The organism is Sphingobacterium spiritivorum (assembly GCF_016725325.1).
In the GTDB taxonomy this organism is placed as follows: domain Bacteria; phylum Bacteroidota; class Bacteroidia; order Sphingobacteriales; family Sphingobacteriaceae; genus Sphingobacterium.
In genome coordinates this window covers 269,179-286,056 of record NZ_CP068083.1, presented here as the reverse complement: position 1 = coordinate 286,056, position 16,878 = coordinate 269,179, and the positions used below count along the sequence as shown (strand labels likewise).

Genomic DNA, 16,878 nt, shown 5'->3' with positions numbered 1-16,878 from the left:
AGGAGGACAACATTATGGCATTATTAAAATTCCCTACAAAAGCAGTAAATACAGATGCAGTAAATCCATTTGTAAATTCAGTTTTCGATAATTTATTTAACGATTCCTTTATTACAGATCGATTGGTGACTCGCGTTCCGGCAGTGAATATTGCAGAAGCAGAAGATTCTTTTCAAATTGAACTGGCTGCTCCGGGATTGCAGAAGTCTGATTTTAAGATCAATGTAGATAAAAATATGATGACTATCTCTGCTGAAAAAACTTCAGAGACAGAAACAGAACAAAAATTATTCAGTAAAAGAGAATTTAACTATTCATCCTTTACACGTTCCTTTACATTACCTGATACTGTAGATTACAGCAACATTGACGCTTCTTATGAAAATGGTATTTTGGTTGTACGAGTGGGTAAGAAAGAAGAAGCAATTGTTGCTAAGAGATTGATTGAAGTAAAATAATAAGATTAGTTTTTTTAGGTTATGTGAGTGCCGTCATGCAAAATTTGCATGGCGGCTTTTTTAATGAAAAAAGACGGTTCATTTACTGAACCGTCTTTTTAATTTTTTGGATCCCAGTTCTACTATCCACCCATTACTGAACCTAAACCTCCAAGTACCATAGAGATAATGTTCAATATAATACCTACTACCACACCATAGATCGCAAATTTACATGCTGATTTTGCCTGAACAGGGGCTTCATCCTTCTTTATGAAATAATAAATGGCACCAAACAAAGGAATACAAAAAGACAGAATTTTTAATCCTGTAGACAAGTCTTCCTGATTTTGTTGGTTAAAAGGATTGTTAAACTGATTTGGGTTTTGACCTTGATTTGGGTCAAAATTTGGTGTGTTTTGATCTTCCATGGTTAATTATATTTAATGATTAATTTTATTCCTTCTAATATCAATGCTCCGATTGCTCTTCCAATAATGGCGCAGACAGCCATTGTTCCAACGCCGGCCATAATCCCGGTGATAAAGCGAAGCGTATTATTACTTTCTCTGTTGCAGTAGGCCTGAGTCAAACCGTCAATAATTGTCGGTAACATGCATAATACCGCAACCCAAAAATTCATGGTGATTACGCCAAATACAAATAAAAAAGTGGATAGATAACCGAGATGGATGCCCGTACAGCGTGCACAAACAGGAAATTGCTTGCCTTTCCAAAAAAAAGATCGCTCAGGTTTGCGATGGCAAAAAGTAAATTCCAGCTTGGTTTTCATGTTCAGTTTAGTTGTAAATGTATGTAGTGTGAATCAATTATACAGTGAATTTAATGAATTAATTTTCTTTTTAAGCCTTAAAAATAAATTTTTTTGATAAATAAGATATTATAACGGATCAATCTCCTCATAATCATCGGCTTTCGGTACATGTTGCATAAAAACGTACCATTCCTCAGGAATATTGACCAGTTTACGTGCTTTTATATCTAACCATGCACCATCTACGTTGACAGTAGCTGCTTTTGTTCCATCTTCCTTATAGACCTCATGTCTGAAGGAAAATCTTGCATTGGCCAGATTAAATCTGGTCAGTACTATTCTTACAGAGACATATTCATCCAGTCTGACTTCTCTGTGATAGATCAATTCTTCTCTGAACAGGATAGGACCAATGCCATTTGAGGCAAACTGATCCAGCGACAGACCTATTTTTTTGAGCATATTACTACGTGCCTGAGCGCAAATGTCGGCATATGCCGAATGGCGCATATGTCTGTTCGCATCTATCTGTGCCCATATTACCTGACCTTCATAAAATGTGTTTTCCATGTTTACACTAACTTGAAAAATGATTGTATTGTTTGCTAATTCCTGAAATTAAAGAAAAATAATCTTTTTTTTTAATTCTGTGTAACGTTTTTCAATTTGCGTTACTAATTGATTAAAATTGACTAATCGTTCAGTAAAGATTAAAAAGTATCCTAAAGTGAAAGAGAGAGAATCCGAATTTCTTACTTTGATTGAAAAAAACAAAGGCATCATCTATAAGGTGGCCAGAATGTATATGGATGATCCGGATGACAGGAGCGATCTTTCTCAGGAGATTATTTTTCAACTCTGGAAATCTTTTGATTCTTTCAAAAATGCAAGTCAGTTTTCAACCTGGATGTACAAAGTCGCTATTAATACGGCCTTGGTATATTTCAAAAAGGACAAACGCAAACAAGACCGTATACCTCTGGAGACTTACCATGACATAGCCGATGAGCAGGATCATGAGCAAAAGGAAGAGCAGCTGGCTATTTTTTACAAAGCTGTTCAGGAGTTAAATCAGGTTGAGAAAGCATTGATTTTTCTATTTCTGGAAGGGCAGAGCCACCGGGATATTGCAGACAATCTGGGGATATCGGAAGTCAATGCAAGGGTGAAACTGAATCGTACAAAAGAAAAAATACAGCAGATCATTAAAAAATATGAATATGAATTTTGATGAATTAAAAAAACAATGGGATGATCAGTCTTCTGAACAGGTGGAGATCAACCCAGATCTGAATCAATATAAAGCAGTCGATAATGTATTGGCTAAGGTCCGTAAAAATGTGAGGTATGAATTTATCACCTGGATTGTAGCCATGCTATTTTTACTTGTGGTACCTTTGATCGAACTTTATAAGATAGAGGGATATGCCCGGTTTGCATATTACCTTATCTTTTTTCAGATGCTCTTATCGAGTATGGTGTATTATCGTCGCTTTTTTTATTTCTACAAAAGTGCCAGTCAGTCGGAAGTGCTTAGCTCACGTGAAAACCTGCTGAAGATGTATTATGATCTTAAGTTTGCGATCGATTCATATAAGACGACTTCCTATGTCATGATACCGCAGGCACTTATTATGTATATGATTATGCTTTCCAACGGAAAATTTGAATTCTGGTTTAATAAATTATATCATATCGGTAGTACGTTGACTCAGGATACTAACTTTATTGTATGGTTTGTCCTTTCCGCAATCGTAAGTATTGCTTTAGTGATTTTTATAATCGAAATAATGAGCTATTCTTATTATGGTAAGCATCTGAAGGAGATCAAAAAAATACTGGATCAACTGGAGGACTGAGCTGAAGGATCAGATTTGTAGTTTTATTTTCAGGAGTAGCTCTAAAAAGTAAATGGCGGCTACCGTTCGAGATCTCCGCCATTAAAGTTTTGCATAGGTTATTGTGTTCAGATGTTATTCAAATATGATTTTAGCGATTTATGGAGGATTTCATGCCAACCTTTTTCGTAATTTACAGGAAGAAATGCCTCTCCGCCATCCGCAAAATTCTCAAGTCCCTCATGTGTAAGTGTTAACAGTGTACCTTGTTCTTTTTGTTCCAGCTCCCAGGTCAATATAGATATTCCTTTGCTATGGCTGGGATGAGTCCAGCTGTGCATTAGTTTTTTATAAGGTATTACCTGTTGTACTACAGCAAAATGATGAAACTCATTTTTACCTCCCGGTTCATAAAAATCAAAAGAACATCCTGGTTCTGCCTGAAAATCCGGGATATCAAAATACCAGATTTTCATAGCTTCCTTGTCTGTAATCGCATTCCATATCTGCTCAACAGATTGGGAATAAATGATTTGTATAACCACCTTAGCCTTCATCTCTATCTAATACCCTGAAAATGATATTTTGTTTGAGGCAGATGAAAATAAATTTATAATTAATGTGTTTAGGTTCTTACGCTATAACCGGAGTTGAGTTAGCAATAAATGTTGTTAATATGTAAAGGGTTAGATTATTTATCTGACTCTTTACATATCAGATAGCTTATTCCCAAATTTTGTAACTTCATTCCAGTCTGTATATTCTATATCAGTTTTTGAGCCAATCGGACCTTTTGTTATCAGCATGATTAACTTTATCATAAGACGATCCCCGAAGTTGTATAATTTATAATTTAGTCTTCCTGCAAAAACACCAGTTAATTGTGGTTTCCACGTTATAGAGTCAAGAAATTTGATAACATATGGATTGGTATCTGCTGTGCTTTTCTCTGTTTTTCGTGCTACAAGGTTTACCGAAATAAATGCTGTTTTTTTATTATTCAAAACCTGAGAATTGTTCTGAATAAAATCTATTATATGCTCATTATGCTTACCATATCTTATACTGGAAGCGATCACAATTTTATCATAAGTTGTAATACTTTCAGTCAGATCCTGAATTTGAAATAAATCTACCACGTGCTCTGCAGGTACTAATATATTCTTTAACGCATGACAAATCTTTTTTGTCTGCCCATCTACTGATGAATAAATAATTGCAGTCTTCACTGATTTTTTGAATTATCCCAAACAAGTGTTAGCAAGTCAGTACTTAAGTCTAATATCTAAGTGAATAAATATACAAATTACTTTAAAGCATCAATTATCAGTAGGCTGTTTAATCAATAAAAGGAAGATAATATGACGGGAAGACAGATCAGATTATTTTTAAATTACAATATGGAGAAATTATCTTTTCCAAAACGTATAGCAATTCCAAGTTCATGGGTGCTATTGGTAATATATCTGTTCAGATCTTTGTTTTTCAGATTTTGCTGATAACTGTATCCTATACGTAATTTGCCCAGATTGAACTCTGCCATACCCATCAGATCTCCGCGCTGGCGATAACCGGCACCAAGTCCGATCTTTGTATCAACATAGAACATCGCTGAAGCGTCAAACAGTAAGCCGGTCACCTCTCTGTAACTTACTAGCAGATTGGGACGAAGCTGAAATCCTTCATTCAGCGCAATTATCAACCCGCCGGAAAGGTAAAATGTATTATCTTTTCCAAACTGACGAACATATTGCGAATCTTTGGCTCCAAAGATTGCTTTTGGCATCGAAAATCCAAAATAGTACCGATCAGGAGATATTAATGTAGCGGAAAGTCCATATAATAATGTTCCGTATTGTACATTCTGAAAAGCAGGATCTCCTGGATCCAGAGGATTGAAGTTCCCCTGCTGATGAGTATACCCCAGATTGGCTCCTAATCCGATATACTCTGACTCTGAGATCTGTAACCGTTTGGTGAAACTGGCTGACATTTCGCTATTGCGTTCTACCCCAATACGAGATTGTTTTGCGTTGATCCCCATGATTACTCCTGCGTTTCCTACGCCGATATTACCACTGAACCAAAGGCTCTTGGGAGCGCCTTCGAATCCAACCCATTGATAGCGGTATAACATCATAGCGTCACCTTCTCCTTTTTCTAATAAAACATTGTTTGATGGATTAAGGACCTTTCCAAAACTCCCGAATAGGGCAGGGTCGATATATTGTTGTCCTGAGGACAGATTAATAAACAGCAATATAGTTACCACTGTTAGGATATGTTTTAATTTCATATTTCTTTTTTTTGATTTTTTGTTTTTAGATATTCCCAGTCAGAAATTTCAATGCAGATGGAATAAAAAACCGGAAGAACAGTGTATGCTCTTCCGGTTTTGAAGGCTAATAGCGGACAACAAAGTATCCTTTTTCATGTTGCCACTTGTTATCTATTTTGACTTCCAATACATAGAAGTAAGTGCCGGACGGAACTTTTCGGCTTTCTTTTACTCCGTCAAAACAGTTAGTTCCGTTAATGTATCCTTTTATTTTCTGAATCAGATTGCCGTTGACATCAAAGATTACGATCTGATTTTCGGGATATTCGTTGATTCCTTCTATACGCAGGTATTCATTGATACCATCTCCGTTTGGAGAGACTGCTTTGTGCACACGTACAGGAAGTTTTGCTCCGTTTTCATTACGTACTCTGAGTTCACGGATTACAGGATCTGCAGCAATGTAATTGTTATCTCCAGACTGTTCTGCCCTGATAAGTGCAACACCTACACCTTTTACTGTTACTTCCCGGCGACCTGTTACTTCAGCGACTAGTGTATTGTCACTGTAGATTTGTATAGGAAGCGGACTGTTGCTGCTGATATCCAACGTTAATGTGCCGGCATTCCGGTAAACAGGAGAGATTTCATTGAACGTAATAACCTGTTTTGCCTTATTAATATTCAATGTAGCTTGTTGTGAAAAACTATTATAGTTTTCCCCACCGTCTATATTGGCTGTGACAGTATAACGACCTGCAGCGGTCTGTGTATTGCCGGTATAGCTAACTCTGACTCCAGCTGGAAGTGTGCCCGTTATCTGTATGGATTTTGCTGATCCATCATAGGTGAAGGTTTCATCATGAAGAGAAATATTAAATAGCGTCATTTTACCTATGATAAGATCCGCTTTAGTAAAATCGATGTTATAATTTTCACCTGCGTTCAAAGTTCCCTGATCAATTGCATAAGTACCTACATCTTCACCTGCTGTCCGGGTCAGTGTACCAGTGATAATGGATTGATCATCACCGTTTACAAATCCGGTTACAATATAGGTGAGGGCAGGATCAGTTGTTCCATAGAATTTTGTTTTATTGTCTGCAACGATGTTTAAGGTTGCTTTGGTAATGGTAAAAGGAGCTTCTTTATAAGTAATGTCATAGCCTTTTCCATTTAAAGTTCCCTGCTTAATAGCATAAGTACCGACATCTTCGCCTGCTGTTCTGGTCAATGCACCAGTAATAATACTTAAATCATCCCCGTTTTCGAATCCGGTTACAGTATAGGTCAGTACCGGACTGGCTGTACCATATACTTTTGTTATAGCATCAGCAACAATAGTTAATATCCCTTTGGTAATGGTGAAATCCGCACTGGTGTAACTAATATTATAATTTACTGTTGTTGCTAAAGTTCCTTCTGTGATGGCATAAGTACCTGCAGCTTCACCTGCCGTTCTTGTCAATGAGCCTGTAATAATGGATTGGCCATCCCCGTTTTAAAAACCGGTTACGGTGTAGGTGAGTGCAGGATCTGCAGTACCGTATCGTTTGGTTTTAGCATCTGCAATGATATTCAGTGTTGCTTTTGTTATGGTCAGGTCAGCACCGGTGTACACGATGTCATAGTCCGCTGTTGTTGACAACGTTCCTTGTTGAATCACATATTTCCCTACATCTTCACCTGCTATTCTGGTCAATGAGCCTGTGATAATGGATTGGTCATCCCCGTTTTCAAAACCGGTTATGGTGTAGGTGAGTGTAGGATCTGCAGTACCGTATCGTTTGGTTTTGGCATCTGCTGTGATATTCAGTGTTGCTTTTGTTATGGTCAGGTCAGCACCGGTGTACACGATGTCATAGTCCGCTGTTGTTGACAACGTTCCTTGTTGAATTGTATATGTACCGACATCTTCACCTGCTGTTCTGGTCAATGCTCCTGTGATAATAGATTGATCATCACCATTCTCCAATCCGGTTACGGTGTAGGTGAGTGCAGGATCTGCAGTACCATATCGTTTGGTTTTAGCATTTGCAATGATGTTCAGCGTTGCTTTTGTTATGGTCAGGTCAGCATCGGTGTACACGATGTCATAGTCCGCTGTTGTTGACAACGTACCTTGTTGAATTGTATATGTACCTACGGCTTCACCTGCTGTTCTGGTTAATGAGCCTGTGACAATGCTCATATCATCACCATTCTCCAATCCGGTTATGGTGTAGGTGAGTGCAGGATCTGCAGTACCGTATCGTTTGGTTTTAGCATCTGCAATGATATTCAGTGTTGCTTTTGTTATGGTCAGGTCAGCACCGGTGTACACGATGTCATAGTCCGCTGTTGTTGACAACGTTCCTTGTTGAATCACATAATTACCTACATCTTCACCTGCTATTCTGGTCAATGAGCCTGTGATAATGGATTGGTCATCCCCGTTTTCAAAACCGGTTACGGTGTAGGTGAGTGCAGGATCCGCGGTACCGTATCGTTTGGTTTTAGCATCTGCAATGATATTCAGCGTTGCTTTAGTAATTGTGAAATCAGCACCTGTATAAGCAATATCATAGTTGTTACTTATTCCCAACGCTCCTTGTTGAATCGCATAATTACCTACATCTTCACCTGCTGTTCTGGTCAATGAGCCTGTGATAATGGATTGGTCATCCCCGTTTTCAAAACCGGTTACGGTGTAGGTAAGTGCAGGATCGGCGGTGCCGTATCGTTTGGTTTTAGCATCTGCAATGATATTCAGTGTTGCTTTTGTTATGGTCAGGTCAGCACCGGTGTACACGATGTCATAGTCCGCTGTTGTTGACAACGTTCCTTGTTGAATCGCATATTTCCCTACATCTTCACCTGCTGTTCTGGTCAATGAGCCTGTGATAATGGATTGGTCATCCCCGTTTTCAAAACCGGTTATGGTGTAGGTGAGTGTAGGATCTGCAGTACCGTATCGTTTGGTTTTGGCATCTGCTGTGATATTCAGTGTTGCTTTTGTTATGGTCAGGTCAGCACCGGTGTACACGATGTCATAGTCCGCTGTTGTTGACAACGTTCCTTGTTGAATCGCATAATTACCTACATCTTCACCTGCTGTTCTGGTCAATGAGCCTGTGATAATGGATTGGTCATCCCCGTTTTCAAAACCGGTTACGGTGTAGGTGAGTGCAGGATCGGCGGTACCGTATCGTTTGGTTTTAGCATCGGCAATAATATTCAGCGTTGCTTTAGTAATTGTGAAATCAGCACCTGTATAAGCAATATCATAGTTGTTACTTATTCCCAACTTTCCTTGTTGAATCGCATATTTTCCTACATCTTCACCTGCTGTTCTGGTCAATGCTCCTGTGATAATAGATTGATCATCTCCGTTTTGGAATCCGGTTACAGTATAGGTTAATACCGGATCAGTAGTACCATAGACTTTGGATTTGGCATCAGCAACGATGTTTAGCGTTGCTTTGGTAATGATAAAATCCGCGCTGTTGTAGGTAATGTTATAATTTTCAGCATTTAATGTTCCCTGATTGATCGGATAAGTTCCCACTGCTTCGCCTGTTGCTCTTGACAATGTGCCTGTCAGTACCGTTTGGTCATTAGTATATACAAATCCTGTAGCAGTATAGGTCAATAACGGATCTGCGGTTCCATATACTTTTGATAAGGCATTGGCTGTGACGGTTAAGTCTGCCTTATTGATGGTCAGTTTAAAGATAACGTCCATTGCCGGGTCATATGTTGCATCTCCGGCTTGTTTGGCTGTAATATTGACTTGTCCTGCTTTGTTGATTCTGATTTTCCATTTATTACCATCTGTTGCATCCTGAAAAGCTTCTGCTATGCTTTTGTCAGCAGAGACATAACTTACCTCAAGACCTGAACTTGCTGTTACATTGGGTATAAAGGGCGTATCTCCGTAGGTTTTGACTATATCATTTGCCGTAATGGTCTGTGGTAGTCCACAGCTTTGTCCGCTTGGACTGTCTCCGGTAATGGTCCATCCTTTGGTGCCAGTAAGCAATGTTCTTGCTGCTTCGGCATTGGTACCGTATTGTATGCCCTGTGCTCCCAGATTACGCCCTGAAGGTGTGTTTGCATTATTTGCCCAGCCCACAAGGGTCAGGGAGTAGTTCTGGCAATCTAATGCGGAATTATCGAACATATTGGCCATATTTACAGCAGCATTTAGTTTCCATTTGCCAAGATTTTGGTTGAATATAGCCGCTCCGTTAAACATGTAACGCATATCAGTTACATTGTGGGTGTCCCAGTTATTGATATCCTGATTGAACATAGAACTATTGCGAAACATCCAGCTCATATTGATTACATTTTGGATGTTCCAACTGCCAATGTTTTGATTGAATTCCCAGGCATCGCTAAACATAAAACTCATATTAGTTACATTTTGCGTATTCCATCCGCTGATATTCTGGTTAAAAGCCTGTGCATTGGAAAACATAAAACTCATATCGGTGACCTTTGCTGTATTCCAGCTGCCTATATTCTGGTTAAAAGCCCGTGCATTGGAAAACATGCTGTTCATATTGGTCACATTAGCTGTATTCCAGTTGCCTATATCTTGATTAAAGACTTTTGCTTCCTCAAACATGCTGTACATGCTAGTTACATTAGCTGTATTCCAGTTGCCTATATCCTGATTAAAAAGGCTTGCAGAATCAAACATTGCTGCCATATCGGTTACATTTTCCGTATTCCAGTTGCTGATGTTTTGGTTAAAGGCGCGGGCATTGTTAAACATAGTGGACATATCGGTTACATTAGCGGTATTCCAGCTGCCTACATTTTGATTGAATGCTCTGGCACCTTGAAACATGCCGCTCATATTAGTGACCTTCGCTGTATTCCAGCCGCCTACATCTTGGTTAAAAATGGTTGCTTCATTAAACAGATAGAACATATCCGTAACATTCACTGTGTTCCAGCTACCTATATTGACAGGACCATTGAGTGAGGAACATGATTGAAACATACGGGACATATCGACAACGTTGCTGAAATCGGGTACATCTGTTGCGGTAATATTTAGATTATGACAGTCGAGAAATGCATATCTCATTGTACTCCATTGTGCCGTACCCCATTGGCTTATATCAATTAATTTTAATCGCTCAGGGTTCAGTTGCAGGTCCCTGATTTTAATAGCTTTGAGATGCGCAGGCTTTAGGTTAAGGGTGACAATTTCGTTTGCCGGCAAGTTTGAAATAGCAACTTCGAAAGTGCCTGCTGCAATTGTTCCGCCGCCTGTACTGCCTCCTGATGCCATCCAAAAATAGTCTATTGACCCGCCCGGAGATGTGGTTGGATAAAATTTGATTGTATTAGTGCCGGAACCAGGTTTACTCATATCCCAAACGGTAACAAAATCTCCCGTTGTATCAGTAATAGTAAAGTCTGCTCCTGTATAGGCAATGGTGTAATTGTCATTACTTACTGTTCCCTGTTCAATGACATAAGTTCCTACAGCTTCGCCTGTTGTTCTCTTTAATAAACCATTAAGCACTTTCTGGTCATCACCGTTTACAAATCCTGTAGCGGTATAAGTCAATACAGGGTCTGCTGTGCCGTATTCTTTTGATTGGGCATTGGCAGTAACAGTAAGTTTTGCCTTGTTGATGGTCAGTTTAAAGATGACATCCGATGCCGGATTATAAGTCGCATCTCCGACTTGTTTTGCCGTGATATTAACTAGTCCTGCTTTGTTGATTTTGATTTTCCATTTATTGCCATCTGTTGCATCCTGAAAAGCTTCGGCTATGCTGTTGTCAGCGGAGACATAGCTTACCTCAAGACCTGAACTTGCTGTTGCGTCAGGCCCAAAAGGCGCATCTCCGTAGATTTTGACTATATCATTTGCCGTAATGGTCTGTGGTAGTCCACAGCTTTGTCCGCTTGGACTGTCTCCGGTAATGGTCCAGCCTTTGGAAGTGGTAAGCAATGTTCTTGCCGTTGCGGCATTAGTACCATATTCTTTGAGGGACGCTCCCAGATTACGTCCTGAAGGCGTATTGGGGTTGTTTGCCCAACCTTGTAGTGTAAACGAATAGTTTTGGCAATCCAATCCGGAATTGTCCAGCATATTGGTCATATTAACTGCAGGGTTGAGCTGCCATTTACCGAGGTTTTGGTTGAATACGCCCGCTCCGTTAAACATGGAACGCATATCAGTTACCTTGCCTGTATTCCAACTGCTTATATCCCGGTTGAAAGAAGTTGCATTAGTAAACATCTCAGACATGGAAGTTACATTTGCTGTATTCCAACTGCTTATATCCCGGTTGAAAGAAGTTGCATTAGTAAACATCTCGGACATGGAAGTTACATTTGCTGTATTCCAGTTATTAATATCCTGATTAAAAACGGGAGCTAGGAAAAACATCCTATACATGGTGGTTACCTTCGCCGTATTCCAGTTGCTAATGGGCTGGTTAAAAGCAGCGGCATCGTAGAACATAAAACTCATGTCTGTTACGTTTCCGGTATCCCAGTTTCCGATAGGCTGGTTAAATACTTTGGTCAGATAGAACATATAACTCATATTGGTCACCTTTGCCGTATTCCAGTTGCTAATGGGCTGGTTAAAAGCAGATGCACCGAAGAACATAGCACTCATGTTGGTTACATTTCCGGTATTCCAGCTTCCAATAGGTTGGTTAAATACTTTGGCACTACTGAACATATTCATCATATTGGTCACTTTTTCCGTATTCCAGCTGCTAATATTCTGGTCAAAAGCCATCGCTCTCTGAAACATATTTGACATATTGGTTACATTTGCCGTATTCCAGTTGCTGATGTTTTGGTTAAATACTTTAGTATCACTGAACATATAACTCATATCGGTTACTTTTTCTGTATTCCAGCCTCCAATGTCCTGGTTAAAGGCAGATGCACTTCTAAACGTGCCATTCATATTGGTTACCTTTTCTGTATTCCAACCTCCTATGTTTTGATTAAAAGCATCAGCTCTGTGAAACATATTCGACATATTGGTTACGTTTGCCGTATTCCAACCTCCAATGTCCTGGTTAAAGGCAGACGCTATGTTAAACATGCTCCTCATATTGGTTACGTTTGTGGTATTCCAATTGCCAATATTTGCAGGGCCGTTCAGGGTTTTACATCCAGTAAACATCTCACTCATATCGGTCACGCTGCTGAGATCGGGCTGGTCGGTCGCCGTGATGTTGAGATTTTCACAGCCTGAAAAAGCACGTTTCGTGGTTTCCAGTTTGCTAGTACCCCACTGCACTACTTCTATAAGTCGTATTGCATCAGGAAGGCTATTAGCACTGGGACTGGATAATGAAATTGCCATGCTAAACGCTTTGAGATACGTTGGATCTATACGCAGTGTGATGATCTCGCCTGCCGGTAATCCGGTTATGGAGGCGGCGGCTGTTACGGTACCACTACCACTACTACCACCTGATGACGTCCAGGTATAAGGTACCAGAGAACCGGAAGTATTTATATAGAATTCTAACTTGTTATTACCACTACCAGACTTGCTCATGTCCCATTTGGTGACAAAATCTCTTTTTGCAGCAGTAATGGTAAAGTCTGCTCCTGTATAGGCTATGCTGTAATTATCATTACTTAATGTTCCTTGTCCAATGGCATACGTTCCTATAGTTTCTCCTGTGGTTCTCGTTAATAAACCGTTAAGCACTGTCTGATCATCACTGTTTACAAATCCAGTTGCAGTATAAGTCAATACAGGGTCTGCCGTGCCGTATTCTTTGGACAGGGCATTGGCTGTAATGGTTAATGGTGCTTTACCAATGGTGAGCTTAAAGATGACATCCGATGCCGGATCGTTAGTCGCATCTCCGGCTTGTTTTGCCGTAATGTTGACTTGTCCTGCTTTGTTGATTTTCAGTTTCCATTTGTTACCGTCTGCGCTGTCCTGAAAGGCTTCTGCAATGCTGTTGTCTGCTGATAAATAGCTTACCTCAAGACCTGAACTTGCTGTTGCATTAGGTATAAAAGACGCATCGCCGTAGGTTTTGACCATATCGGTAGCTGTAAGGGTTTGTGATAGTCCACAGCTTTGTGTACCCGCCATGTCTCCGGTAATGGTCCATCCTTTACTATTGGTAAGCAATATTCTTGTTGCTTCGGCATTAGTACCGTATGTTTTTCCGGCTGCTCCCAGATTACGTCCTGAAGGTGTATTGGGATTGTTTGCCCAACCGTTTAGTGTAAACGAGTAGTTCTGGCAATCCAATCCGGAATTGTCCAGCATATTGGCCATATTGACGTCAGGTTTAAGCTGCCAGGCGCCAAGATTTTGGTTGAACGCACTTGCTCCGTTGAACATCGATCTCATAGCGTATACCCTTTGCGTATTCCATCCGCTGATGTTCTGATTAAAGGATGTTGCATTCTCAAACATCATAGTCATAGAACCTACATTTGCTGTATTCCAGTTGCTGATATCCTGGTTAAAAGAGGTCGCATTCCTAAACATAGCGCCCATATTGTGGGCCTGGCTGAGATTCCAATTGCTGATGTCCTGATTGAATTCTGTTGCATCCTGAAACATAAAATCCATCATGACTAACTTTGAGGTGTTCCAACTACTGATGTCCTGATTAAATTTTGTTGCGCCTAAAAACATAGCTTGCATATTGTTTACGTTTGCTATATTCCAGGTGCCGATGTTTTGATTGAAGATTTTTGCTCCGTAGAACATATAGGACATTCCAATCACATTCGACATATTCCAACTGCCTATATTAGCAGGGCCGTTTAGTGAGATACATCCTTCAAACATCCAGCTCATATCGGTAACTTCGCTGAAATCTGGTATATCGGTAGCTGTGATATTGAGATTTTGAGCAGTTTTAAATGCAGCGTACATTGTACTCCAGGTTGCGGTACCCCACTGTGCAACATCAATAAGACGCATATTATCTCCTCCAGAAATGGAAAAGGCCTTGAGGTTGTCTGGTTTAAGGTTTAAGGTAATTTTCTCGTTTGCCGGTAAACCACTAATGACAACATTCTTACTGTCTGCCGGAATTGTCCCGCTACCAGTACTGCCTCCTGATGCTCTCCAGAAATAGTCTATTGATCCACCTGTAGAGGTATTGATGTAAAACCTGATAGCAGTACTACCAAATTCAGACCATACGGTGACAAAATCTCTTTTTGCAGCAGTAATGGTAAAGTCTGCTCCTGTATAGGCTATGCTGTAATTATCATTACTTAATGTTCCTTGTCCAATGGCATACGTTCCTATAGTTTCTCCTGTGGTTCTCGTTAATAAACCGTTAAGCACTGTCTGATCATCACTGTTTACAAATCCAGTTGCAGTATAAGTCAATACAGGGTCTGCCGTGCCGTATTCTTTGGATAGAGCATTGGCTGTGACGATTAATGGTGCTTTACCAATGGTCAACTTGAAAATTACATCTGTAGCCGGATCGTTAGTCGCATCTCCGGCTTGTTTTGCCGTAATGTTGACTTGTCCTGCTTTGTTGATTTTCAGTTTCCATTTGTTACCGTCTGCGCTGTCCTGAAAGGCTTCTGCAATGCTGTTGTCTGCTGATAAATAGCTTACCTCAAGACCTGAACTTGCTGTTGCATTAGGTATAAAAGACGCATCGCCGTAGGTTTTGACTATATCGGTAGCTGTAAGGGTTTGTGATAGTCCACAGCTTTGTCCGCTTTGTCTGTCTCCGGTAATGGTCCAACCTTTGGTTGTAGTCAGTCGTATTCGGGCTGCTTCGGCATTGGTACCGTATTGTCTGCCCTGTGCTCCCAAATTACGTCCAGAAGGAGTGTTTGTATTGTTTGCCCATCCGTTTAGTGTAGATGAATAATTTATACAATTCATTCCTGAATTGATTAACATTTCAGTCATATCCACATTTGGATTTAACTGCCAATTGCCTATATTCTGATTAAAAGCAGAGGCTTCTGTAAACATATAACCTAAACGGATTACTGAGGAAACATCCCAACGGCTTATATCCTGATTAAAAGACCTGGCAAGATTAAACATGCCATGCATATTGGTGACTGCTGCAGTATTCCAATTACCTATAGGTTTGTTAAAAGATGTTGCTGAGTCAAACGTCCCCAGCATGTTGGTTACAGATGAGGTATTCCAATTGCCAATATCCTGATTAAAATTTTTGGCACCGGCAAACATAATATACATATTAGTTACTGCAGCAGTATTCCAGTTGCCAATGGGTTGATTAAATGCTGTGCTATAACAAAACATTCCACTCATATCTGTCACTTTATGTGTATCCCAACTGCTGATGTTTTGGTTAAAGGCTTCTGCATTTCTAAACATGTAGCTCATATTGGTTACATTTGATGTACGCCAATTGCTGATATCTTTATTGAAAATCAATGCATTAGCAAACATTCCGCTCATATCGGTAACATTTTGTGTATTCCAGTTTCCTATGTTTTGATTGAATGTGCGGGCATCCTGAAACATTGACTCCATATTGGTCACGTTTGTCGTATTCCAATTGCTTATATTTTGATTGAATGATCTGGCAAGACCAAACATATAACTCATATTGGTCACGTTTGCCGTATTCCAGCTGCTAATATCCTGATTAAAAGCAAGGGCAACTTCAAACATGCCCTGCATATTACGGACACTTGTTGTATTCCAACTACCAATGTTCGCAGGACCGGTCAGCGATTGACAGTTTCTAAACATATTTCGCATAGAAGTTACTGCGCTCAAATCAGGCGTGTCAGTAGCGGTAACGTTGAGATTGACACAATCGTTAAAGGCATTTTCCATTGTGGTCCAGGTTGCATCACCCCATTGGGTAATGTCGACAAGACGTCGTATGTCATTGCCTCTGTTGGCAGCAATAGAAATGGCCTCTATTTCAGAATCGATGCTTAATGTGATGATTTCGCCGGAGGGCAGACCTGTAATCAAGGCTGAGTTATCTGTTGCCAATGTTCCACTGTCACTACTGCCATCCGATGCTGTCCAGGTATAACTGACCGGTTTATTCTGCCAGGTAGTAATCCCAAAACGCAGGCTGGTTGAAGTACTTGGGCTTCCGGAAGATTTGCTCATATCCCAAACGGTAATAAAATTCTCCGTTCCACCGGCCAGGGTTTGCGTTCTACCTTGTGTTGCAGGAAAACTTGTGGTTTTGGTCTGTATGTCTGCGTTAATTAATGTTAGAGGTGTTCCAAAACTTTTTATGCTTGTAAGAAGTAAAAGGAAGAATACTGCTTTTTTAATATTGAAAATAGTCATAAAGTATACAGATATCTTTGGTTGCTCCCATCGTTCAGATAAGGAAAATGGAATGAAGTGAAATGAATATTTTTTTTGAGTGCACTAAAAATGACCGTGATTTTAATGCGGTATTTTCTATGTAATAATAGTGTAGCTTTATCTGAAAAGACTTGCTTTGCTTTTGAAAATGTAATGCTTCCCTAACGTTTTTCGTATGACTTATCTCCTTGTGTTTTTCAGATTTTCTATTTGAATTGGGATTTATATCCGAGTGAATACAACTGCCTTTAACA

At 39.9% G+C, this 16,878-nt stretch carries 11 protein-coding genes; 3 read left to right on the top strand and 8 right to left on the bottom strand.

Features of this window, described 5'->3' with window-relative positions:
• Positions 1 to 14 precede the first annotated feature (14 nt).
• On the top strand, positions 15 to 458 hold the full coding sequence (locus tag I6J02_RS00990; protein ID WP_201679997.1) for an Hsp20/alpha crystallin family protein: 444 nt from the start codon (positions 15 to 17) through the stop codon (positions 456 to 458).
• A gap of 122 nt (positions 459 to 580) precedes the next feature.
• On the opposite strand, the gene I6J02_RS00985 is transcribed toward I6J02_RS00990, so the two are convergent.
• The 3 genes from I6J02_RS00985 to I6J02_RS00975 form a co-directional block, all read right to left on the bottom strand.
• Complete coding sequence (locus I6J02_RS00985; protein WP_201679996.1) at positions 581 to 868, bottom strand: hypothetical protein; 288 nt, start codon at positions 866 to 868, stop codon at positions 581 to 583.
• 2 nt (positions 869 to 870) lie between these two features.
• Positions 871 to 1,230, bottom strand: coding sequence for a DUF2085 domain-containing protein (locus I6J02_RS00980; protein ID WP_201679995.1), 360 nt, complete (start codon positions 1,228 to 1,230; stop codon positions 871 to 873).
• 108 nt (positions 1,231 to 1,338) lie between these two features.
• On the bottom strand, positions 1,339 to 1,782 hold the full coding sequence (locus I6J02_RS00975; RefSeq protein ID WP_201679994.1) for an acyl-CoA thioesterase: 444 nt from the start codon (positions 1,780 to 1,782) through the stop codon (positions 1,339 to 1,341).
• A gap of 157 nt (positions 1,783 to 1,939) precedes the next feature.
• Between I6J02_RS00975 and I6J02_RS00970 the strand changes: the two genes are divergently transcribed.
• Both I6J02_RS00970 and I6J02_RS00965 read left to right on the top strand, forming a co-directional pair.
• A complete protein-coding gene (locus tag I6J02_RS00970; RefSeq protein WP_201679993.1) occupies positions 1,940 to 2,443 on the top strand; it encodes an RNA polymerase sigma factor in 504 nt (167 codons plus the stop codon).
• Positions 2,427 to 3,071: a hypothetical protein gene (locus tag I6J02_RS00965; RefSeq protein WP_236582243.1), complete on the top strand. Its 645-nt coding sequence runs from the start codon at positions 2,427 to 2,429 to the stop codon at positions 3,069 to 3,071. The genes I6J02_RS00970 and I6J02_RS00965 overlap by 17 nt, the downstream gene beginning before the upstream one ends.
• Before the next feature lie 107 nt (positions 3,072 to 3,178).
• Here the strand turns inward: I6J02_RS00965 and I6J02_RS00960 are convergent, their stop codons facing one another.
• From I6J02_RS00960 to I6J02_RS00940, 5 genes are all read right to left on the bottom strand, one after another.
• The gene (locus I6J02_RS00960) at positions 3,179 to 3,607 is read right to left on the bottom strand and encodes an SRPBCC domain-containing protein (protein ID WP_201679992.1); all 429 of its coding nucleotides are present in this window, start codon (positions 3,605 to 3,607) and stop codon (positions 3,179 to 3,181) included.
• Positions 3,608 to 3,757: 150 nt separating this feature from the next.
• Positions 3,758 to 4,279: a menaquinone-dependent protoporphyrinogen IX dehydrogenase gene (hemG, locus tag I6J02_RS00955; RefSeq protein WP_201679991.1), complete on the bottom strand. Its 522-nt coding sequence runs from the start codon at positions 4,277 to 4,279 to the stop codon at positions 3,758 to 3,760.
• A 164-nt stretch (positions 4,280 to 4,443) separates the two neighbouring features.
• Positions 4,444 to 5,346, bottom strand: coding sequence for a PorP/SprF family type IX secretion system membrane protein (locus tag I6J02_RS00950; RefSeq protein ID WP_201679990.1), 903 nt, complete (start codon positions 5,344 to 5,346; stop codon positions 4,444 to 4,446).
• A gap of 106 nt (positions 5,347 to 5,452) precedes the next feature.
• Positions 5,453 to 6,796 (bottom strand): MBG domain-containing protein, encoded by a 1,344-nt coding sequence (locus I6J02_RS00945; protein ID WP_201679989.1) that lies wholly within the window; start codon positions 6,794 to 6,796, stop codon positions 5,453 to 5,455.
• A 33-nt stretch (positions 6,797 to 6,829) separates the two neighbouring features.
• Positions 6,830 to 16,417 carry a BspA family leucine-rich repeat surface protein gene (locus I6J02_RS00940; protein WP_201679988.1) on the bottom strand — a complete coding sequence of 3,196 codons (9,588 nt, stop codon included), beginning with the start codon at positions 16,415 to 16,417 and terminating at the stop codon, positions 6,830 to 6,832.
• Between the last annotated feature and the right edge of the window lie 461 nt (positions 16,418 to 16,878).